Source organism: Mycobacterium sp. TH-M82 (genome assembly GCF_057473605.1).
The window spans coordinates 1-22,237 of record NZ_JBYCKY010000305.1 but is presented as its reverse complement, the minus strand read 5'-3'; the positions used below and the strand labels follow the sequence as shown (position 1 = coordinate 22,237).

Annotated in this window: 16 protein-coding genes; 5 read left to right on the top strand and 11 right to left on the bottom strand. The window is 64.6% G+C overall.

Annotation, left to right across the window (positions count from 1 at the left end; genetic code table 11):
* Nucleotides 1-28 precede the first annotated feature (28 nt).
* Nucleotides 29-2,455, top strand: a complete 2,427-nt coding sequence (locus AC2VON_RS09680; RefSeq protein WP_486952762.1) for a phosphoketolase family protein — start codon at nucleotides 29-31, stop codon at nucleotides 2,453-2,455.
* On the opposite strand, the gene otsB is transcribed toward AC2VON_RS09680, so the two are convergent.
* The 4 genes from otsB to AC2VON_RS09660 all read right to left on the bottom strand — a co-directional run bounded on the left by otsB (nucleotide 2,442) and on the right by AC2VON_RS09660 (nucleotide 11,225).
* Entirely contained in the window at nucleotides 2,442-6,149 is a 3,708-nt protein-coding gene (gene otsB / locus AC2VON_RS09675) for a trehalose-phosphatase (RefSeq protein ID WP_486952753.1), read from the bottom strand. The two genes, AC2VON_RS09680 and otsB, sit on opposite strands and share 14 nt — an antisense overlap.
* 34 nt (nucleotides 6,150-6,183) lie before the next feature.
* Entirely contained in the window at nucleotides 6,184-7,077 is an 894-nt protein-coding gene (locus AC2VON_RS09670) for a universal stress protein (RefSeq protein ID WP_486952752.1), read from the bottom strand.
* Between the two features lie 209 nt (nucleotides 7,078-7,286).
* The gene (locus AC2VON_RS09665) at nucleotides 7,287-8,999 is read right to left on the bottom strand and encodes a sensor histidine kinase (protein WP_486952751.1); all 1,713 of its coding nucleotides are present in this window, start codon (nucleotides 8,997-8,999) and stop codon (nucleotides 7,287-7,289) included.
* Nucleotides 9,000-9,182: 183 nt separating this feature from the next.
* The gene (locus tag AC2VON_RS09660; protein WP_486952750.1) at nucleotides 9,183-11,225 is read right to left on the bottom strand and encodes an erythromycin esterase family protein; all 2,043 of its coding nucleotides are present in this window, start codon (nucleotides 11,223-11,225) and stop codon (nucleotides 9,183-9,185) included.
* Between the two features lie 306 nt (nucleotides 11,226-11,531).
* Here AC2VON_RS09660 and AC2VON_RS09655 point away from each other — a divergent pair, with 306 nt between their 5' ends.
* From AC2VON_RS09655 to AC2VON_RS09640, 4 genes are all read left to right on the top strand, one after another.
* On the top strand, nucleotides 11,532-11,969 hold the full coding sequence (locus AC2VON_RS09655; RefSeq protein ID WP_486952761.1) for an Hsp20/alpha crystallin family protein: 438 nt from the start codon (nucleotides 11,532-11,534) through the stop codon (nucleotides 11,967-11,969).
* Nucleotides 11,970-12,086: 117 nt separating this feature from the next.
* Entirely contained in the window at nucleotides 12,087-12,980 is an 894-nt protein-coding gene (locus AC2VON_RS09650; protein ID WP_486952749.1) for a universal stress protein, read from the top strand.
* A 165-nt stretch (nucleotides 12,981-13,145) separates the two neighbouring features.
* Nucleotides 13,146-14,255 carry a S1C family serine protease gene (locus tag AC2VON_RS09645; protein WP_486952748.1) on the top strand — a complete coding sequence of 370 codons (1,110 nt, stop codon included), beginning with the start codon at nucleotides 13,146-13,148 and terminating at the stop codon, nucleotides 14,253-14,255.
* A gap of 69 nt (nucleotides 14,256-14,324) precedes the next feature.
* Complete coding sequence (locus tag AC2VON_RS09640) at nucleotides 14,325-15,326, top strand: Acg family FMN-binding oxidoreductase (protein WP_486952747.1); 1,002 nt, start codon at nucleotides 14,325-14,327, stop codon at nucleotides 15,324-15,326.
* 73 nt (nucleotides 15,327-15,399) lie between these two features.
* On the opposite strand, the gene AC2VON_RS09635 is transcribed toward AC2VON_RS09640, so the two are convergent.
* From AC2VON_RS09635 to AC2VON_RS09605, 7 genes are all read right to left on the bottom strand, one after another.
* The gene (locus AC2VON_RS09635) at nucleotides 15,400-15,855 is read right to left on the bottom strand and encodes a hydrogenase maturation protease (protein ID WP_486952746.1); all 456 of its coding nucleotides are present in this window, start codon (nucleotides 15,853-15,855) and stop codon (nucleotides 15,400-15,402) included.
* Nucleotides 15,852-17,144, bottom strand: a complete 1,293-nt coding sequence (locus tag AC2VON_RS09630; RefSeq protein ID WP_486952745.1) for a Ni/Fe hydrogenase subunit alpha — start codon at nucleotides 17,142-17,144, stop codon at nucleotides 15,852-15,854. The genes AC2VON_RS09635 and AC2VON_RS09630 overlap by 4 nt, the downstream gene beginning before the upstream one ends.
* Complete coding sequence (locus AC2VON_RS09625; RefSeq protein ID WP_486952744.1) at nucleotides 17,141-17,899, bottom strand: NADH-quinone oxidoreductase subunit B family protein; 759 nt, start codon at nucleotides 17,897-17,899, stop codon at nucleotides 17,141-17,143. The genes AC2VON_RS09630 and AC2VON_RS09625 overlap by 4 nt, the downstream gene beginning before the upstream one ends.
* Nucleotides 17,900-18,766 (bottom strand): FAD/NAD(P)-binding protein, encoded by an 867-nt coding sequence (locus tag AC2VON_RS09620; RefSeq protein WP_486952743.1) that lies wholly within the window; start codon nucleotides 18,764-18,766, stop codon nucleotides 17,900-17,902.
* Nucleotides 18,759-19,871, bottom strand: coding sequence for a 4Fe-4S dicluster domain-containing protein (locus tag AC2VON_RS09615; RefSeq protein WP_486952760.1), 1,113 nt, complete (start codon nucleotides 19,869-19,871; stop codon nucleotides 18,759-18,761). The genes AC2VON_RS09620 and AC2VON_RS09615 overlap by 8 nt, the downstream gene beginning before the upstream one ends.
* A gap of 245 nt (nucleotides 19,872-20,116) precedes the next feature.
* Nucleotides 20,117-21,031: a universal stress protein gene (locus tag AC2VON_RS09610; protein WP_486952759.1), complete on the bottom strand. Its 915-nt coding sequence runs from the start codon at nucleotides 21,029-21,031 to the stop codon at nucleotides 20,117-20,119.
* Between the two features lie 131 nt (nucleotides 21,032-21,162).
* On the bottom strand, nucleotides 21,163-22,237 hold a 1,075-nt coding region (locus AC2VON_RS09605), incomplete at its 5' end, for an FAD-dependent oxidoreductase (RefSeq protein ID WP_486952742.1).

The following is a 22,237-nucleotide window of genomic DNA, read 5'->3' as shown; positions in this document are numbered from 1 at the left end:
CATGAATCGATTGAGGTACGAATCCATGATGACATCGCAGCAGTACGTGGCGGCAACGCCGGTACCGTCGGTCCTTTCCGACGATGAACTGGCCCTTACCGATGCTTATTGGCGTGCCGCCAACTATCTGTCGGTAGGCCAGATTTATTTACTGGACAACCCGCTGCTGACCGAACCATTGGCGCCGCAACACATCAAGCCCCGCTTGCTGGGACACTGGGGCACCACGCCGGGGCTGAACCTGATCTACGCGCACCTGAATCGGATCATCCGAAACCGGGACGTCGACGTCATCTTTGTCACCGGCCCGGGCCACGGCGCTCCCGCGCTGGTCGCCAACGCCTATCTGGACGGTACCTACAGCCAGGTGTACACCGACATCGAAGAGAACACCGACGGTCTGCGCAAGTTGTTCCGGCAGTTCTCGTTTCCTGGCGGAATTCCCAGCCATGTCGCCGCCCAGACCCCAGGATCCATCCACGAAGGCGGTGAAATCGGCTACGCCTTGATGCACGCTTACGGCGCAGCGTTCGACAACCCAGACCTGGTGGTGGCCTGCGTCATCGGCGACGGGGAGGCCGAAACCGGACCGCTGGCCACCAGCTGGCACTCGAACAAGTTTCTCAACCCAGCCCGCGACGGCGCGGTGCTGCCGATCCTGCACCTCAACGGCTACAAGCTCGCCAACCCCACTGTGCTGGACCGTATCCCCCATACAGAATTGGAGTCGCTGCTGTGCGGCTACGGGTATCGGCCCATCACTTGCTCCGGGCATCGTGCGGTCGATGTGCACCAACAACTAGCCGCCGCAATGGATAACGCTTTCGACGATATCGCGGCGATTCAGCAATCGGCGCGTGGTGGGGAAAAGACCGGATACACCCAGCGTCCGGTATGGCCGATGATCGTGCTGCGCACCCCGAAAGGATGGACCGGGCCAGCGACAGTTGACGGCAAGCCGGTGGAAGGCACTTGGCGGGCGCATCAGGTGCCGTTGGCCGAGACTCGCGATAACCCCGAACACCGCGCACAGCTCGAAGAATGGTTACGCAGCTACCGGCCGGCGGAGTTGTTCGACGGGTGCGGCAGGCTGCGGCCCGAAATAAAGGCGCTTGCGCCGCACGGTGATCGGCGGATGAGCGCCAACCCGCATGCCAACGGCGGACTGCTGCTGCATGACCTGGACCTGCCGGACTTCCGCGACTACGCGGTGAAAGTGACGCAACCCGCTACCGAATGGCACGAGGCCACCCGGATCCTGGGTACCTACCTGCGCGACGTGATCGCCCGCAACCCCGACCGGTTCCGCATCATGGGGCCCGACGAGACGGCATCCAATCGACTGGACGCCGTCTACGAATCCACCAACAAGGTATGGCTATCCCAGACCCTGGATACCGATGAACACCTCTCCCCCGACGGCCGGGTGATGGAGGCCCTGTCCGAGCATTTGTGCCAGGGCTGGCTGGAGGGCTACCTGCTGACCGGCCGGCACGGACTGTTCAACTGCTACGAGGCGTTCGTGCACATCGTCGACTCGATGTTCAACCAGCACGCCAAATGGCTGTCGGTCAGCCGCGACCTGCCCTGGCGGCTGCCTATCGCGTCGCTGAACTACCTGCTGACCTCGCACGTCTGGCGCCAGGACCACAACGGCGCTTCGCATCAGGATCCCGGCTTCATCGACCTGGTCGCCAACAAGCGCGCTGAGGTGGTGCGTGTGTACCTGCCGCCGGACGCCAACACGCTGCTGTCGGTGGTCGACCACTGCCTGCGCAGCCGCGACTACGTCAACGTCATCGTCGCCGGCAAACAACCCGAACTGGCCTACTTGGACACCGACGCGGCGATCGCACACTGCACTCGCGGCCTGGGCATCTGGGACTGGGCCAGCACAGCGCCCGCCGAGCCCGACGTGGTGTTGGCCTGCGCCGGCGATGTCCCGACGCTGGAAACCCTGGCCGCCGCCGACATCCTGCGCCGGGAACTCCCCGACTTAGCGGTACGGGTGGTCAATGTCGTCGACGTCATGCGATTACAGCCAGCGTCCGAACATCCGCACGGGTTGCCGGACAAGGACTTCGACGCATTGTTCACCCGCGACAAGCCGGTCATCTTCGCCTATCACGGATATCCCTGGTTGATTCATCGACTCACTTATCGCCGCACCAACCACGATGAATTCCACGTGCGTGGATACCGGGAACACGGCACCACCACCACACCGTTCGACATGGTGATGCTCAACGATTTGGACCGCTTCCACTTGGTCATGGACGTAATCGACCGGGTGGACGGGCTCGCGACCCGAGCCGCGCTGCTACGACAGCGGATGACCGATGCGCGACTGGCCGCGCGTGACTACACCCGCGAGCACGGCGAGGACGACCCACAGATCACCGGCTGGACCTGGAGTTCCCGGGGACGCTGCCCCGACACCGCTACCCGATCGTGATGCTTTGGCCTTGCCCGAGGTGGTGAATCCGCCCGCGGCATTCAACCATGATCGGTTCAGTGTCGCCCGCTTCGGCGCTAAGGACGCCGCTTCGCCCGCTGATCCGTAGGTGAAGACGGTGCCGGCGGTAGGTGAAGGTGAATTGGAGCGGGTCGAGTGGTTCGGGCCAGTGCGGGCCAAGGACCAGCCGATCGTTACGCACCTCCAGACCGGTGAAGCACCGTTGCAGCAGGTCGACGCTGCCTGCCATGGCCGCCAAATGGATTCCTTCCGCGGTGGTGCCACCTTGGATGTCGGCGACGTCGGACTTCAGCACCTGTTCGAAGTAGTTCAGGGCATTGTGCCGGTTGGCGCGGGCGAGAACCCATGAATGGACCACCGCGCTGAGGGTTGAACCGTGCGAGGTCCGCGCCAGGTAGTAATCGATTGTTCGCGGGATCTGCTCCGGGCGGAAGTGGTAGCCGAGCCGGCCGAAAATGCCCAGCAACTCCTCCGACGACAGCAGATAAAACAGCATGAGCGCATCGGCTTGCTTGGATGCCTTGTAGTTGGTCACACTGTCGTTTTCGGCCTCAAGGATGCGGTCGAGTCGCTGGATGTTGCCGTACCGCTGTCGGTAGCGGTCCCAATCCAGTTCCGCCAGCTGTGAGTAGCCCTCGAACTGGCTGATCACACCGTCGTGGAAAGGGACGAACATGCGTCGGCTCACGTCAAGCCACCGGTCGTGTTCTTGGGTTGTCAGACCAATCTTCTCCAGAAGACCAAGCCGATCGCGCAGCGACAACCGATCAAGAGCCTCTATAGCGCGCATGATGACCCAAACCGCCATCACGTTGGTGTAGGCGTTGTTGTCGATCCCGTCGTACGGTCGGCCCGGGTAGCCCGAATGGAACTCGTCGGGCCCGATCACCCCGCGGATCACATACCGGCCGCGGTGCTCGTCGAGGCTGGCCCGGCTCACCCAGAAGCGTGCGATCTCGGCCAGCATTTCGGCACCGCACTCGCGCAGGTAGGCTCGGTCGTCGGTGGCCTGGGAGTGCTGCCAGATGCTGTACGCGACGGCAAGACCCACGTGATGTGCGCGTGAGCTGGGGTCTGGATGCCACCGACCCGACCGCGGATTGAGGTGCAGTTGCGGGCTTGCCTCGCTGCCGTCGCTGGCCGACTGCCAGGGATACATTGCGCCCAGATAGCCCGCCCTGCGTGCTGCCCGGCGCGCCTCGGGCAGTCGCCGGTAGCGATAGTGCAGCAGCGAGCGCGTCCGGTTCGGCTGATGCAGGCTCAGCAGCGGGATGATGAACAGCTCGTCCCAGAAGACATGGCCACGATAGGCCTCGCCGTGCAGTCCCCGGGCGGGCACCCCAACATCCAGATCGGTGGTATGCGGTGAAATGGTCTGCAACAAATGCAGCATGTGCAGTCGAACGGTCCGCAGCGATTCGGTGTTATCAGCCATATCGATATCGAACTGCTCCCAGAGCCTTCTCCAGGCGTGGACGTGATCGCGATGCAGATCGGTATACGTTCCCAGCGCGCCCAGGCAGCGCTGCGCGTTGCTGGCCGGCTCTGATATCGCCGCATCCCGGCCGGTGAAGATGGTCACGACCTTCTCCAGGACCACCGTCTGCCCAGCGGTCAGGTTAACCTCGATGTGGTGGCCACAGCGGCCCGGTTCCTGCATGAACCGATATCGCGTATCGATCGGGACACCGTCGGACCACACCGTGGTACGGGCTGCCAGTGCGATCGACAGATCCGACTGCGAAGTTCGGGTATGCAACAGAACCGAGTCGGGCGGTACGTCGGCCAGCCGCGATGCGGTGAGGTGCGTGCTGGACAAGGAGCGGTAGCGGTCCACCAGGTTGTTGCTCACGTTCGCATCCAGCATTGACCGGAATTCCAGTACTCCGGACCAGTTTTCGGCGCAGATGGTGGTCTGAATCGCAACCACGTGCGGCTGGTCCATGGAGGCGAACCGCTGCTGGTCCATCCTTATGACACGGCCTGCTGGGTCTCGGCATCGCAGCTGGCGGTTCAGCGTCGCCCGGCGCAAGTCGAGGGTTTGACGGTACTGCAGCAATTCGGTTCGATCGACGTCGAACCACGCCCCACCGTCGACCCGGAAGGTCACCGGCAGCCAGTTGGGCAGGTTGACCAGAGATTCGTTTTCGACGATTCGCCCGGCGATCTGATCTGTCAACGTGTTGTAAACCCCAGCGGCATACGTACCCGGGTAGTGCACCGTGCCTGCGGACGACTCTGGCGCGCAGCCACGAACCCCGACGTAGCCGTTTCCCACTGTGCACAATGCCTCGCGCAGCAGCTCGTGGTCTGGATCGTAATCATCGAACTCCAAGAACCACGATTGGTCGGGTTCTGCTGCCATGGCGCCGAGATCATCCGTCAACCGCCGAATGAATTCACAAACCGCAGTGGGGCCGTCGAGGCTGAATGTGGCGGCAGACGGCCGGTTACCCGCTTCGTCGTTGCGCACCACGATTCCCACGCCGTTGAAACGCACAGCATCGAAGGCGTCCTCGTCGGTGAGGTCATCACCGACATAGATGGGCAACCGTCCGTCGGACCCTGAATAGCCTGCGGTAATGCGCTGCAGGATCCAACTCGCCGTTGTTCCTTTGTCCCAATCGATGTTGGGGCGAAGTTCGATGACTTTGCGGCCGGTGGTAACCCGAAAGCCGTCGCTGTGTGCGAGCCTGCGCACCGCCGCGATCACACCATCGGTCAGTTCGATTTCGACATTGCGGTAGTGCACGGCAACGGCGAAGCGCTTGTGCTCGACCATGACACCCGCGACAGCAGCCAACGACTCCCGCAAGTGCAGTGCAGCCTGCGCCAGCCGGTCGACAGCTGCCGCCGCAGCAGCATTTTGGTGGCGGGACCCATCGGGCCCGACTATCTCGAAGCCGTGGCTACCCGCGAACCACAGGCCGCCTACCCCGACCCGGGCGCGGACATCCCCCAGGTCGCGGCCGCTGACGACGGCGACCGGGCATTGAGCCGCCAGCCTCTCCAGCGCGGCCGCAGCGCCGTCAACCAGGGTCGCCGACCTAGGGTCGTCGACGATCTCGGAGAGTGTGCCGTCGAAGTCGAGAAAGACCACCGGCCGTCTAGCACCGGCCAGCATCTTCAGTGGGACACAGCCCTGCAGAATGTCGGGGAGAGCCGTGATCTCGGCATCGCCGCCTCGCACCGTGACCTCGGTGAGGCCGGCGACCACGGTGTCGGCACCGCACGACAGCAGCGAATCGCCGTGCCCGGTCCGGTCGACACCGATTACCAGGCTGACCCCAGCGTCGCGGCCCGCACGCACACCCGCTTCGGTATCTTCGACCACCACGCAACGATCAGGCCGTACCCCCAGTCGGTTCGACGCCGCTACGAGTACTGCCGGATCCAGTTTTCCGGGCAGCCCGAGCTGGTCGGCAACGACGCCGTCGACACGTACATCGAAGAGATCGTCCACACCGGCAGCATGCAGGACTCGCTCGCAGTTGAGGCTGGCCGAATAGACTGCCGTGGCAATGCCGCATTCCCGAAGACGGCGCACCAGCGCAATCGTCGAACCGAAGAGTGTCTTGCATGCCGCGGCGTGAATCGGCGCGGTGTCGGTCACCACACTAAAGTCGAAGATGACTGCGTCGTGATACCGCCTGTCGATCGTGACCGGCCTCACACTGACAATCATGAGGGTGCCGCAGGGGGAGCCGTCACGATTTTCCGGTCAACCGCGGGCGGACGACAATCACCGGAATCCCCGCGGACTGGGCGACCGCGGAACTGACCGACCCTAAAAGCTGACCGGCGAATCCACCACGGCCGTGGCTGCCCACCACCACCAGTTGAGCCTGCTCGGCCTCCTGCAGCAGCCCGCGGGCTGGCTGCTGATGGACCACACGCCGCTGGACAGGCACATCAGGATATCGTTCTTGCCATTGCACAAGGCGTTCGGCGAGGATTTCGTGTCCCTGCCGTTCGTAATAATCGCGCCAGTCCAGTCCGAGGATCGAAGACCCCCCGACGTCACTCCAGGCATGCAACGCCACCAGCTGCACCCCTCGGCGGGAGGCTTCGTCAAAGGCCAGCGCCGTTGCTTTGTGCGATGCAGCCGAACCGTCGATGCCTACCACCACGGACCCATCGTGAGCGGAATCCTGACCGGTGTGAATTACCGCGACCGGGCCATGCGCGTGGTGGATCAGGCTCGTGCTCACCGAGCCCAGCAGCAGGCGACCAATGGCGCCTAACCCCGTACTGCCGACGACGATCATCCAGGCGTCTTTGGAGGCATCGATCAACGTCGGCGCAACCTTGGAATAGGCCACCTCGGAGCGAACATCGAGCGATGCGCCACCCCGGCTGGAGTCGACTATGCCGCGGGCTTCTGCGATGACCTCCTGCGCCGCGTCATTTTGCCAGTCCGGGATAGCATCATTTCCCCGACCGACGGGCCATCCGACTTCTAGCGGGGTGACCACATGAAACAAGGTGATAGGTGCCTTGCGCATAATCGCCTCGCGCGTTGCCCAAGCTATGGCGGCATTGGATTCGGCCGATCCGTCAACGCCGACCACTATTGCGTGTCTCGTCCTGGTTTCCGGCATTTCGTGCTCCCGCCAAACGCATCGTTAGTTGTCGAACCGCTCGGCTGACAGGCTTGTCGAACGCACCGATAGCGGTGTGCCGGTCAACCGGCCGGCACGACGTAACATTATGACCCGCTCGAAGGATCCGGCAGGAGTCGTTGGGCCTTCATAGCGGCACCGTTGGCCCCTCGACGGTCTCGCGTCGAGTTGAGCCGGTGCCGCGCACTCTAGCCACCGGTCAGTGGAGCGGTCCAGTGCACCCGGGTGCCGCCTTCCGGTGGTGAGGTGATCTCGCAGCTGCCGCCGACCTGCTGCGCGCGATCCAGCATGTTGGCGAGTCCACTGCGCCGCTGGTTGCCGGCGGGGATTCCGCGGCCGTTGTCGGTGATGACGATGCTCAGTGCGTCAGCAGCGCTGACCTTGACGGTGAGCCGGGTAGCACCGGAGTGCCGGCGCGCATTACTGACGGCTTCCATGATCACCGCTTCGGCGTGGTCGGCGAGTTCTTCGCCGACAATCATCATCGGCCCGTCGACCTGCACTGTGGAGACGATGTCGCGGTTCTCGGTCAAGCGGTCGACCACTTGCTGTATCCGTTGCCGGAAACCACTGTCGAGAGCTGACCGGGATTTGAGCCGGAAGATGGTGGAGCGGATCTCGGCGATGACGTTTTGCAGCTCGTCGACCGTGCGGTCCAGCCTCGCTATGACTTCCGGGGAGCGTGTCCTGGCGATTGTGCCCTGCAGGTCAAGTCCTGCGGCGAACAGCCGTTGGATGACGTGGTCGTGCAGGTCGTGGGCGATGCGCTCGCGGTCGGCCAGGATGTCGCGTTCGCGCATGGCCTGGCGTTGGGTGGCCACCATGAGCGCGACCGCGGCGCGGTTGGCGAAGTCGCACACCAAGTCCAGGTCGTTCTCGTCGAAGGCCGGCTGGTCCTGGTTGCGGGCAAGGGCCAGCACCCCGAGCGTTTCGCCGTCGGTGCGCAGCGGCACCACGATCGCCGAACGTTGACCGACATCGGTGAACCCCGGAATCGGGACATAGAAAGACTCGGTGATCATCGGCGTGCCGGAGCGAACAATACCGCCGGTGGTGGAGCTATCGACCGGAATCTGTTGACCGATCACCTCCGCAGCGTGCGAGCCCACCGCGGCAGCTACAGTCAGCGTTTCCGACTCTTCACCGGGGAGATCGGGATCGGTCGACACCAGCACGATCGCCTGTTCGGCGTTGATCAGAACGGTCACGCGTTCGGCGATCAGGTGCAGCGGGCTCAAGCGGGAACTCGTGCCGGAACACAGCGCGACGGTAATCTCGCGGTTGGCCTCAATCCACTGCGCCGACGCGCGCAGGCGCTCGACCATTCGTGCGTTGTCGACGGCGACCCCCGCCGCGGACGCCAACGCACCGGCAGTCACTTCGTCGGACTCGGTGAATGATCGCGATGGCCGGTCGTGGGTCAGGTACAAATTGCCGAATAGCACCCCCCGGATCATGATCGGCACACTCAGCAGGGCATACATCGGAGGATGCTGCTCGGGGAAACCGACCGCTGCCGGGTGGGTGGTCAGGTCCTCCAGCCGCAGCGAATGCGCCCGGACGAGCGACACGTCCAACACACCCTTACCGACCGGAAGGTGTCCGATCCGCCGGACGGTCTCCGCGTCGATCCCGGCATGGACGAATGACGCCAGCGTGCCATCCGGGTCGCGTACCGCCAGTGCGCCGTAGCGGGCCGAGGTCAACGTCATCGCCGCCTCCACGATCCGGTGCAGTGTGATATTGAGGTCGAGATCGGAGCCGAGCTCAACGATCACCCCGAGCAACTGCTCCATGCGGTCGCGCGCGACCGCCAGCTCGTCGAGCTGTTCGTGCATGCCGGCGATCAGTGCCCGCTTGCCTAGCCCGCTGAATGCCGATTCGCTATCGCCGCTGGCCATCCAACCCATTCTTCCCGCGGAGCGGACGGACGGTGCCGTCACACCGGGTAGTTGCCGCCCGGATGAGCAGGCATTATCACATCTCACCATGCTGGCACAACCACGGCCAAGGGGGCAATGCCTATGTCGGGCTTACGTCGAGCTGGTTTTGGGGTGGGGACTTTGCATCGGCCGCCGGCGACGCTACAGACCGGTCGGGTAGGTCTCGGACGTTTGCCCGGCAATCCACAGGCTCGTCGTTTCCAGGGGTTCCAACGCGCGGGTCTGATCGATGTGGATGATCGCATCGAATTGATCTGCGGGTCGGACGTGGAAATAATGGCTTTGCCGCTCGGTTGCCGGTTGATAGATCACGCCGATGGCGCGTCCCAGCCGCACGGCACCGAGCGGGCCGGTCGCTTCGGAGCCGGCGAGCGTCGACACCAGAAACGTCTTCCTGCCGGTTTCGTGGAACAGTTCCTCGATGCTGCCGTTCAGCGCCGGCCGGACGACTTTGCGTTCGGCGGGTCCGCCCCACTCGCTGGCGGCGGTGACGGTACCGGTATACGTGCTGAGCCCGATCAGGCGCACCGCTGCACCGTATCGCTGGCGGACGAGTTGACCGAGGGTGAGCTGGCCGTCACCGTGCACCTCGGTAGCCCTGGCGTCGCCCACATGAGAATTGTGGGCCCACACCACGATCCGCGCCGGTGATGTGCTACTACTGCGGTCCAGGTGCGCCAGCAGCGCGTCCAGGGTCTGGGCCATGTGTTGGTCCCGCAGGTTCCATGAGGTGACGCGTCCACTGAACATGGTGCGGTAGTACGCCTCTGCGTTGCGGACCGTCTGGGCATTCCGCAAGGCGTCGAACAGCTCGTCGGCGGCGATCTGCCCGTCCTGTTGTGCGTAGGTAAACGCGTTGCGCTGCAAGTCGACCAACTGCGAGATCACTTCGCGTTCGCATGACGGGCCGGCGCCGAACGCCGCACCGAAGCCGTAGGCCTGGCCATCGTCGGCGGAGGCGTGGTCGAAGCACGCGTAGCGAGTGCGCGCCCGCTCCGCCGCGGCCGGATCGACGGTGTCGAGGTAGCTGATCACTTTCTGGATCGAACGGTGCAGGCTGTACAGATCCAAGCCGTAGAAGCCGGTTTGGTCCTGATCGGCTGATCTGCGGTGTCGGTTATGGGCGTGCAGCCAGTCGACGAAATCGCGGACCACCACATTGCGCCACATCCAGGCCGGGAAACGCTCGAATCCGCTCAATGCCTCATCGGCGCTGTGGTCGTCGCCCAGGCCTCGGACGTAGCGGTTGACCCGGTAGGCGTCCGGCCAGTCCGCCTCCGCAGCAACCGCACAAAAGCCCCTCTCCTCGATCAGCCATTTCGTGATGGTGGCGCGAGCCTCATAGAACTCGTGGGTACCGTGCGAGCTTTCGCCGATCAGCACGATGCGCGCATCCCCGATCAACTCGGCTAGGGCGGCCGGCGGCGGAACCCCGGCCGGGGCGTCAATAGCGGCGCGGCCGACCAAATCCGCCGGAGCCGGCCCCGCCGGACCGCCCGCCCGGGGCCGGGTGGTCGGCGTGGCGAGCAGCCGGCGAACCTCCTCGTCGGTGACCTGGGTGAAGTCCCAAAAGGATTCGCCGACCGCCAGAAACGGTGTGGGCATGGTGGCGCACACCACGTCGTCGACAAGGCCGGCGAATTCCCGGCAGGTCGATTCGGGAGCCGCCGGAACGGCGATCACGATGTGTGCCGGCTCGGCATCTCGCAATGCCTGCACCGCCGCGAACATGCTGGCGCCGGTGGCCAGCCCGTCATCGACCAGCACAACCGTCCGGCCGGCCACATCGACAGGTGGATGTTCGCCGCGATAGGCCGCCTCACGGCGGACCAACTCCCGCCCTTCATGTTCGGCGACGTCGCGGAGTTGCTGCGGTGTGATCCGCAGAGCGCGCACCATATCGTCGTTGACGACGATACGTCCCCCGCTGGCCAGCGCACCCACCGCGAATTCTTCGTGGCCGGGTGCACCAAGTTTGCGCACGATGAAAGCGTCCAACGGTGCCTGTAGTGCAGTGGCGACTTCCCATGCCACCGGGATTCCGCCCCGTGCCAAACCGAGCACGATGACGTCGTCTCGGTCCCGGTATGCGTCGAGCAGACCTGCCAGGACACGACCGGCCTCGCTGCGGTCACGAAATATCCGCCGCGGTTGTCGCTTTCTGACATCGGCCGTGCTGCTCATTGCGCGTGCACCATCATCGCGTCGCCTCCTGTTACCTGCCGACTGACAACACTGATCTCACCGGTAAGCGCCATGCCGGGAAAGGGGCCAAAGTCCCTGCTGACCGGGGCCGTTCGTCAGTGTTGTCTGTCGGGCAAGCATCCCGGATGGCGAGTCAGTGTTCACCATGGCGCGATCCGCACCGGGCCTGCTGGCGACGAAGATCCCTATGGCATGAGGACTTCCTACCCTCCCCGGTGACCGGACAGGCGAGTGAAATCGAATGCATCAAATCCACAAACCCCCCATCCACCCAGATTAAGGAGCATCATGAAAGACCTTCCCGCCCATCGGCACCCCATGTCGCTACTACCGGAGTTGTCCGAACTGTTCAGTGGTTTTCCGTCCTGGACCGGCAGGTGGCCACTAATCGAAGGCCACCTCATCCGCCTCGAAGAGCAGATGGAGGATGGCCATTACGTGGTGCGTGCCGAGCTGCCGGGTATCGACCCGGCCAAGGACGTCGACATCACCGTGCGCGACGGCCAGCTGACCATCAAAGCCGAACGCACCGAGAAGAAGGAAGCAAAGGGACGCTCTGAGTTCTCCTATGGCTCATTCGTCCGATCAGTCACCTTGCCGGTCGGCGCCAACGAGGAGGACATCAGCGCTACCTACGACAAAGGCATCCTGACTGTTTCGGTGGCGGTCAACGAGCCCGCGGTACCGGTAGAGAAGCACATCACGGTGCAGGCTGCCAGCTGACTCGATTGCGGGCGGCCCCGCAATACCCTGCCGCGGCTCCGGGGCCGCCCTCACACATGCCGGCTGAACGGCTCGGCAACTTCGGTCTCAGCCGCAGCGGGGCAGGAGGGTATCGCAATGCACAGTCATACCACCCCTTTGGGGGTAGTCGTCGGCGTCGACGGTTCTGCAGCATCGCATATGGCCACACGTTGGGCTGCACATGAAGCAATGATGCGCAACATTCCGCTCACCCTGATATACGTCATACCGACCGTAACGGATGTTGCAGTGGAGTTCGTGTCCGCTCCCACCCGCGCTGAGCTGCAGCAACGGCAGGAGAGCGCGGCACGCAAGGTGATCGCCGACGCGATCGACACCGTCAGCAGCAGTACCGAGGGTCGCGGGCCCGACGTCGACGGTGAGGTGTTGCAGGGGCATCCGGTGCCGATCCTGATGGACCTGTCCAAAGAGTCTCGCCTAGTAGTGGTCGGCTCCCGTGGACTGGGCGCGTTCGGCGAGGCCGTGTTCGGGTCGGTCAGTACGGGACTGGTGCAGCACGCACACTGCCCGGTCGCAGTTATCCACGATCACCCGCCGACATCAACACAACCCAACAAACTTCCCGTCGTCGTCGGCATCGATGGATCCCCGACCTCCGAACTTGCCACGGCGATCGCGTTCGATGAAGCATCCTGGCGGGGTGTGGATCTGATCGCACTGCACGCCTGGAGCGACGCGAGTATATTTCGGCTCCCAACCACGCGGCGGACCGAGTTGCAAGCCGGCGCCGAGGCGGTTCTGGCTGAGCGGCTGGCCGGATTCCAGGAACGCTATCCCGACGTTACGGTCCAACGCCTCCTGGTGCTGGAGCACCCGGCTCGTCACCTCCTCGACCAATCCGAGTCAGCCCAGCTTGTCGTCGTCGGCAGCCATGGCCGGGGCGGTTTCGCCGGGATGCTGCTCGGCTCGGTGAGTACCGCGGTGGTGCATGCGGCGCGCGCCCCGGTGATCGTCGCGCGCCAACACTGAACTGGGGGTTCAAAGGCCGCCATGAGCCACTTCACCCATCGTCTTCACGTGCTCCGACAGCGGGCACGATATTTTTGGCCTCATCACACGGATCACAGCGCACCTACGCCGACAACGCAACGACACCGCGGGTTTCATGGCTGGATCTTTATCAGTGCATCGACATTGGCGGTTCTCTCGGCAGTCGTCGGCGCGATCACCGTGTCGGTCATCGACCCGGCCGGCTACAGGCACTGCGACTGCAGAGCACCGGATGCGTCGCGTGTCAATGCTTTTCGAGGTTCTGCGCTCGTCGAGCAGGCCGCCGCGAGAGCAATACCCGGTGTGGTCAAGCTGGATGCTGAGCCCGACGGTGCGTTCCCGGTTGGTTCAGGCATCGTCTTGACGGCCGACGGGGTGATTCTGACCAGCAGACATGTCTTGTACGGGCCCGCCGGTCGCGCGCACACCGACAACCCGGGCACACTGTTGGCGACCTTCGCCGACGGCCGGGCCACGCCGTTGACCATAGTGGGCACGGATCCGGCTACCGACGTGGCGGTTGTTCGTGGGGAGGGCATTTCGGGATGCACGCCGATTCCCCTCGGCTCATCGTCCGCCATTCGTGTCGGGCAACAGGTTGTGGCAATCGGATCGCCACTGGGCCTGGAGGGTTCTGTGACAAGTGGCGTCGTCAGCGCGCTGCACCGCCCCGTACCCATCGCGGTAGACTCCACCGGCCGCCGGATCACCGTGCTTGACACCATCCAGACCGACGCCGCCACCAGCTTCGGAAGTTCAGGCGGAGCGCTGGTCGACAGCAATGGTGCGCTTATCGGCATGAATTCGTTGATCGGCATACACGGTGTGGGCTTCGCGCTGCCCATCGATCAGGCTATCCGGATCGCAAACGAGTTGATCAGTACCGGAACAGCATCACATGCATTTCTAGGTGTGCAGGTGACGATCGACAACGAAACCCGCGGTGCCAAAGTCGGCAGCACAACACCGGACAGCCCTGCCGCTGCGGCGGGGCTGTACTCGGGTGTGGTGATTACCGGTATCGATGGCCGGGCAATAACCAGCGCGGAGGCGCTGGTTGCTGCCGTTTTGTCCAAGGCCCCTGGCGACACCATGACCACAAGCTATATCGACGCCGCGGGCAGTCGCCGAACCTCAGCTATCGTCCTCGCCTCCGACCGGACTGGAGCTACAGCGGCCACACCGGACAGCTCAGCAGGCACCTCCGAACTGGAGCACGGCACCCAGAGTTCTGAACTAGCCTGGTCCATATAGTGCATCACCGGCCACACCAGCGATCCGCATCTAGCCTCGCTACATGATGCGAACCGAAAGCTGTCGACGATGACCTCCGCCGGCAACGTCGACTCCCCGGCGACGCCTGACCCCGCAGTTCTCACAAATGCAGTACAGCTGGCGTGTCGGGCCCCGTCGGTGCACAATATCCAGCCCTGGCGGTGGCGGGCAGAAGGCGGGGCGCTGCACCTGTTCGTCGATCGCCGGCGAACCGTGCCGGCGACCGACCATTCGGGTCGAGAGGTGATCATCAGCTGCGGCGCCGTACTGGATCATCTCCGCGTCGCGATGACTGCAGCCGGCTGGCGATCAAACATCAGCCGGTTCCCCAACCCCCATGATCGGGATCATTTGGCAGCGGTCGAATTCAGCCCGCATGGCTACGTTACCGATCAGCAACGGGAACGCGCCGATGCGATTCTGCGACGTCGAACCGACCGCCTTCCGTTCGGGCTGCCCACCTGGTGGCACCGCTTCGAACCCAGCTTGCAAAGCATGGCCGACGATGACGTTGTGATCATCGATGTGCTCCCCGATGAGCTACGGCCGCGTTTGGTCGCAGCCTCCCAGCTCACCGAAGCACTTCGACGCGACGATTCCGCATACCACGCCGAGCTTGACTGGTGGACGGCGCCGTTTCGACTGGACGGGGGTCTGCCAGCCGACGTGCTGGTGTCGGACACGGAACGGTGGCGGGTTGATGTAGGACGTGATTTCCCGGCCAGAAACCACAAGGATCAGCGTCCCCAGGTTGAAGTGGACCGGTCAAAAATTCTGGTACTGGCCACCCACAAGGACACCCGCACAGATGTGTTGCGCTGCGGCGAGGCGCTTTCCACGGTGCTGCTTGAATGCACCATGGCAGGCTTGGCAACCTGCCCGCTTTCCCATTTGATCGAATTAGACCAAAGCCGTCATATAGTGCGCGATCTCATCGATCAGCGGGGCGAGCCACAAGTATTGGTGCGGGTCGGAATGGCTCCACCGATGGCAAATCTCCCCGCTCCGACTCCACGACGCCCGCTGGCCGACATCCTGGAAACTCGTTAGCGAGAGGTGGAAGCCCCCACGCGCCGAGGTCGGCGTGCACATTCCCGAACTCCACACACGCTCGGATCCGTGGTCAGGCGCGGTTGATCTCCGCCACTGCCATCGCAACCACCGAAGGCACCGCCGCTGCGACAGCGGGGGTGAGACCCACTCCGTGGCCGACGTCCACGGTTTCGACGGTGAGCAGCACCAGCGTGTCGGGCACTCGCTCCAGCGCCTGGCCGAGCGCATAGGCGCGGGCCAGGTCCAGGCTGTGCGAACTCGTTCGCCCGTGTGCAACGATCAGGTCGTCGGGGCCGCAGCGACGGATGCCACCCGGCGATGACCCGTCTGCGACGGCGGCGTCGATCACCACCGCGAGGGCCGCGCCTGCCCATGCCTCCAGGAGGCTCATCGGCTCGGCGATGCCGGTCACCACGTGCACGGCCGGCAGTGCGAGCTCGTCGAGTGCCGCAGCGGCCGCGATACCCACGCCATCATCGCGCCGATAGGTGTTGCCCAGCCCGATGACGATCGCGCCGGACTTCACGTCCGCTCTACGGTCAGGGTCAAAAAGTGCGCCGAGCAGGAGATGCACGGGTCGTAGCTGCGAATCACCCTTTCACACAAGGATGTCAGCGTGGGATCGTCTAACGCCAGGTTGTCGTTGACCACCCGGGCCAGGGCGGCTTCGATGGCCGCCTGGTTCTGCGAAGTTGGCGGGATGATCGTTGCCGCCGACACCAGCCCGTCCGCACCGATCTGGTATCGGTGATACAGCAGGCCACGGGGTGCCTCGCTGACGCCATGGCCCACCTCGGCGCGGGCCGGCACGTCGACGAAGGGACGGGATGGCCGCTGATAGTCGGCAATGATCCGCAGCGCCTCCTCGATCGCGTACACCACTTCGACACAGCGGACGATGATGCTGCGGAACGGGTTCCGGCATTGTGTGGACAGCCCGGCGGCGGCGGCGGCCTGGGCGGCGGTCGGCGACAGGGTCGACGAGTTCAGCGAATAGCGGGCCAGCGGCCCGGTCAGGTAGCATCCGCCGTCCAGGGTCGCGTGCAGCGCGGTGGAGTGCGGAACCTGCGATTCGGCGACGTGGTCGGTGAAGTCGGGCAACGCAAATGCCGGGCCGGCGCTGCGCGTGATGGTGCCGTTTTCGATCGGGTATCGGTCGGGCTGGCTGAGCGCCAACAGTTCGTGGTCGAGGTCGATGTCGGGAAAGTCGAACCCGGCGACCCAGCTGACGGTGGCCAGCGCATCGTCTAGTGCCCGGCGCAATTCCGCTGCCAGCGAGGTGAGTTGCGCCCGGGTGGGAACCGAGTAAAACCCGCCCAGCCGTACGTTGATCGGGTGTATGGCCCGCCCGCCGATCAGCTCCATCAGCCGATTACCGGTCTTTTTCATCCGCAGTCCGCGTTCGACGATCCCCCGCTGATCCCGTGACATGGCGATCGCGTCGGGATAACCGAGAAAATCCGGTGCGTGCAACAGGTAGATGTGCAGCACGTGGCTGTGGATCCATTCGCCGCAGTACAGCAACCTGCGCAACGCGACGAGTTCTGAATCGACCGCGACGCCGCACGCATCCTCGATCGCATTGCAGGCACTGACCTGGTAGGCCACCGGGCAGATTCCACAAACCCGGGCGGTCAGGTCCGGCGGTTCGGTGTAGGCGCGTCCCCGCAGGAAAGCCTCGAAAAACCGTGGTGGCTCATAGATGTTCAGTTCAACCGATTCCAGCACACCGTCTTTCAGCCGGACGTGCAGGGCGCCTTCACCTTCGACCCGGGTCAGGGTGCCGACACTGAGTGTGCGGGTGGCGGGGATCACTGCTTGTCCCGTTCGGCGGCGAATGTGGCGACGTTGAACGTCGAAAACACTCGATCGACGTCGCCGTCGGACATCCCGTCTCGCCGTAGCAGCGGGATCAGCGTCGCCGTCGTCGGCACCGCGGAGGGGCCGAAGCAGCCGTAGCAGCCGCGACTATGCCTGGGACACAACGCCCCGCAACCCGCGTGAGTCACCGGGCCCAGGCACGGGATGCCGTCGGCGACGATCACACAGGTCACCCCACGCAGTTTGCACTCGGTGCACACCGTCTTGGCGGGCAGCTGCGGTTTGCGCCCGATCAACAACGCCGCGAGGGTGTCCAGCAGTTGGCCGCGATCGATCGGGCAGCCCTGCAGCTGATAGTCAACGGTCACGTGGGCCGACGCCGGTGTGGAGGTGGCCAGGGTGTCGATGTACTCCGGTTTGGCGTAGACCACCGAGGCGAATTCGGCGACGTCGGCGAAGTTGCGTAGCGCCTGAACTCCCCCGGCGGTCGCGCAGGCGCCGATGGTGACCAGCACCTTGGACTGCTCCCGGATCTCGTGGATGCGTCGTTCGTCGGCGGCGGTGGTGATCGAGCCCTCGACCAGCGACACGTCGTAGGGTCCGCCGACCATCGCGCTGGATGCCTCGGCGAAGGTCGCGATCTCAACCTGGTCGGCGAGCGTCAACAACTCGTCTTCGCAGTCCAGCAGCGTCAGCTGGCACCCATCACAGGAAGCGAACTTCCACACCGCCAACGTGGCCGGGATCATCTACAGCTCCTTGACACTCAGCAGCGGACCTGCGATGTCGTAGCCGACGACGGGTCCATCCCGGCATAGCAGCAGCGGCCCCAGCTGACAGTGCCCGCACCAACCGATCCCGCACTGCATATTGCGCTCCAATGAGACCCGAATCTCGTTGGCGGCTACACCTTTCGCTATCAGAGCTTCGGCGCCGAACCGCAGCATCGGCTCCGGGCCGCACAGGAATGCGGTGGTGCGGCCGGGTTCCAGTGCCAACCGGCCCAACGGCTCGGTCACCAGGCCGACTTCGCCGGACCAGCCCGGGGCAGGCGCGTCGACGATGAGATGAACATCGATTCGCGGGTCTGCGGCCCAGTTACCGAGTTGGGCGGCGAACAGGAAATCGGTTCGCGAACGGGCACCCACGATGAGCATGATCTTGCCGTAGCGGGCCCGCTCGGCCAGCGCGGCCAGCACCGCCGGGCGCAGCGGGCATAACCCAACCCCGCCGGCGACCATCACCAGATCCCGGCCGGCCGCCTCAGCCAGCCCCCACGTGGTGCCGAACGGCCCGCGCACCCCGACAACGCTGCCCGGTTCGGCGTCGTGCAGCGCTCGGCTGACCGCACCCACCGCACGGATGGTGTGGGTGATCGAGCCGTCGGTGACGGTCGGGTCACCGCTGATCGAGATCGCCACCTCGCCGATACCAAATGCGTAGAGCATCATGAACTCCCCCGGTAGGGGCGTGCGCAGCGCTTTGTCGATCGGCTCCAGACACAGCGTCGCCGACTCTGGGCTTTCAACGACCCGGCTGCGCACCCGGTACGGGACCGGAGACGTGGGCGGGTGAGCCAGCACCACCGGCGCGATGTCGGCTGCGCTGTCAGTCATCGTCAGCCGCCTGCGCCATCTTGTTCATCTCTTCGGTGATGTCGATGCCGGTAGGACACCATGCGATACAGCGTCCGCAGCCGACACAGCCCGACATGTCGAACTGGTCATGCCAGGTGCCCAGCTTGTGCGTCAGCCACTGCCGGTACCGCGACGTGCCCGACTGCCGGACGCTGCCGCCGTGGATATGCGAGTAGTCCAGCTCGAAACAGGACGCCCAGTGCTGCCAGCGTTCGGCATGGTCGCCGGTGAGGTCGCTGATGTCTTCGGTGCTGGTGCAGAAGCAGGTTGGGCACACCATGGTGCAATTCCCGCAGGTCAAGCAGCGACTTGCCACCTCCTCCCACTGCGGTGACTCGCGGGATCGGACCAGCAGGTTCTGCATGTCGGTATCCGGCATGGCCCGGCCCATCTTGTGCACCGCCGCAGCGACCTCAACTCGGGCGGAATCGATCTCCGCGCCGCTGGCATTCCGATGCGGTATCGCCGCCAGCACCTCAACCCCGTCCTCGCTGCCGACGTCCACCAGGTAGGTGGGGCTGTCCCCGTCGAGTCGTTCGGTGAGCGCGAGGTCATAGCCCGGGCCGACCGCCGGGCCGGTGCCCATCGACGCGCAGAAGCACAGGCCACCCGGTTCGGTGCAATTCACCGCGACCACGAAGATCTGCCGTCGGCGGCTCGTATAGGAGTTGTCGGGATACTGCGAGCGACCCAGTACCCGGTCGAGGGTGGCGATCGCGGCCAGGTCGCATCCGCGCACCCCGAGGAACGCGTACCGCGGCGCTTCCGCTTCGGGTTCGGCCTCGGTGAAGCCGTCGCGACTGGCCGACCACAGCCGCCGCCGCGGCGGATGCAGGAACTGCTTCCAGGACTGCGCCCCCGCCGAGTGCCCGAACACCGCCTCATCGCCGCGGCGGCGCACCCGGTAATGACCCGGACCCACCTCGACGCCCCAGCCGCGCGGCAAATCGTCGGCCGAGCCAAGCTCGGCCAGCACAATCGCACTGTCGCGCAATGTCGGGCCCACCACCCGATAGCCACGATCGATCAGCACATCGACGAGGCGGTGCAACCCAGCCGTGTCGAACAACGCGGTGGGGCCCATACCCCGTGAGTCCACGGGCATATCATCCCCCGTTAGTGCGCGCCGGACAAGGCCGTTGGGCGCGTCGAGTACGGCGCGGAACGCTGGGTTAGGCGAATGCACCGGATTGCCGTCCGGGTCCACCCAGATTTTGATGCCGCTGTTTTCGAATTTTGATGCCGCTGTTTTCGAGATGACGGGGATATCCGACCATGTACGCCGGCCCGGCGAAAGAGTCTGAAGACCTGTCTTTTCCGGGCCGATAGTCAGGTTGGCGGACTTGGGATCGACGAGGGCCGAGCTACGATTACCGGGACACGGGTGGCCTGAACAACAGCGTTGCTGACCGAGCCGACAAGAGTGCTGGTGAGATGGCCCCGTCCGTGACTGCCGACGACGACAAGCTGCGCGGATTCGGAGTCTGATATTTCAACGAGCGCGCGGGCCGGTCGATCGCCAATCAGGTGCCGGTGCACCGTCACATCGGGATAGCGTTCCTGCCATCCCGCTAGGAATTCGGCCAGGAGACGTTCCGCTTCGGCCTTGACCGCCGACCAGTCCAGGCCTGGGAGTTCGAAAATCTCGGTGTCGCGCCAGGCGTGCACCGCCACCAGGCTGACGCGACGGCGCGAGGCTTCGTCGAACGCGATGGCAGCGGCGAGATTTGAGGCCGGTGAGCCGTCGATTCCCACCACTACGGGCGCCTCCCCGCGATGTCGCCGCTGGGGATCTTCGTCGCGAATGACGGCGACCGGGCAATGTGCGCTGCGCACCAGGCTCGAACTGACCGAACCGATCAATCCCCGCGCCAATGCGCCCCGGCCATAGCTGCCCACGACCATCAACTCGGCTTCCTGGGACAGATCCAGCAGGGCCGGAACGATAGCCGAAAACATCAATTCGGTCTCGATTCGTATCCCCGCGTCGCCTTGCGCGACGTCGCGGGCGATCTTCAACGCATCCGCAAGAATCTTGCGTCCCGCGCTTTCCTGCCAGGTCGCAAATTCGTCCAGCGGGGGGATCTGCGACCACGGCGACGCCACAGGATTCACCAAGTGGACTAGCAGGAGCGGGATGTTGCGCAGGACTGCGTCATGCGCCGCCCAACGGACCCCCGCATTCGACGCAGCCGATCCGTCGATCCCGACGATGACACCGTATTTCTTGGCCGGTGTGGGCATTTCGCTCACTTCAACTCACTTTCCTAGCCGAAGGTCAACTTGTCGGCGCGAGCGTTCGACAGGTCGCATGCAGGATATCGCCACGACCGCGGAATGATTTCATTCTCCTTTTGTGGGAGTCGAATATCGGGTCAGAAGAGGCTTCGGGCGGCCCGGGAGATACCTTCGGCGCTCATCGGGTGCTGGTCGGCGAAGGCGGCGAGGTCTCGGGCGTCCAGTCCGCGGGAGACTGCGAGCCCGATCTGGCCGATGAGGTTGCCCGCGTCGATTCCGACGACCCAGCCGCCCACCAGCCGCAGTGAGCCGGCTTGGAAGAACAGCCGGATCTCGCCGTCGGTCTCGTCGAAGATCTGCGCTCGGCTGTCCTCGGCAAACGAGTAGGCACCCTCTTCGACGCAGATGCCCTTGGTCGCCGCGGATGCGCGGGTCAGGCCGACGTAGGCGGCGGCGGGAAGCGTGAAGACGGTCGTCGGAGTCGACAGAAAGTCCACCGCATCGGCGTGCCGGTCCCCTGCCAGGATGTTGGCCGCGGCGGCCACGGATTGGCGGACCGCGGCGTGAAAGAGTGGAGTTCTGCCGTTGACGTCGCCGCAGGCGTAGATGTGGCGCAGACTGGTTTGCAAGGTGGGGTCGGCCGCCACGCCGTGAGCGCCGACCCTGACACCGATCTCACGCAGACCCGTGGGGATCACCGGGTGGCGGCCGAGTGCCTGAAACGCGATCTCCGCGGACTTGTGCTGCTCGGCGGCTCCGTCGAAGAAGACCACCCGCATGCCCTGCGGCGTTTGTTCGACCCGCCTCACCTCGGCCTGCAAAATGACGTCGATATTGGCATCCAGCAGCGGAGCCAGCTGGGCAACCATGTCGGGATCCATTCCGGGCAGCAGTTGGGCTTCGCGTTCGAGCACGGTAACCCGGGTGCCGAAGGCCGCAAAAAACGATGCGGTCTCCAAACCCACGTAACCGCCGCCGATGACCAGCATGGAAGCCGGCAGCCTCGACACAGACGGGTGAAGTGCGTAGAGGTCGCGGCTGTTGAGGCAGTGCTCGAGCCCGGGGATCGGCGGCACGGAAATATCCGAGCCGCTGGCGATGATGATGTTGCGCGCTGTGAAGCGGCGAAGCCCTTCGGGGGTGTCCACCGCCACCGTGTGGGGATCCTCGATGCGCGCGGTTCCGGTGAGGAGGGTGAGATTCGACGCCGCC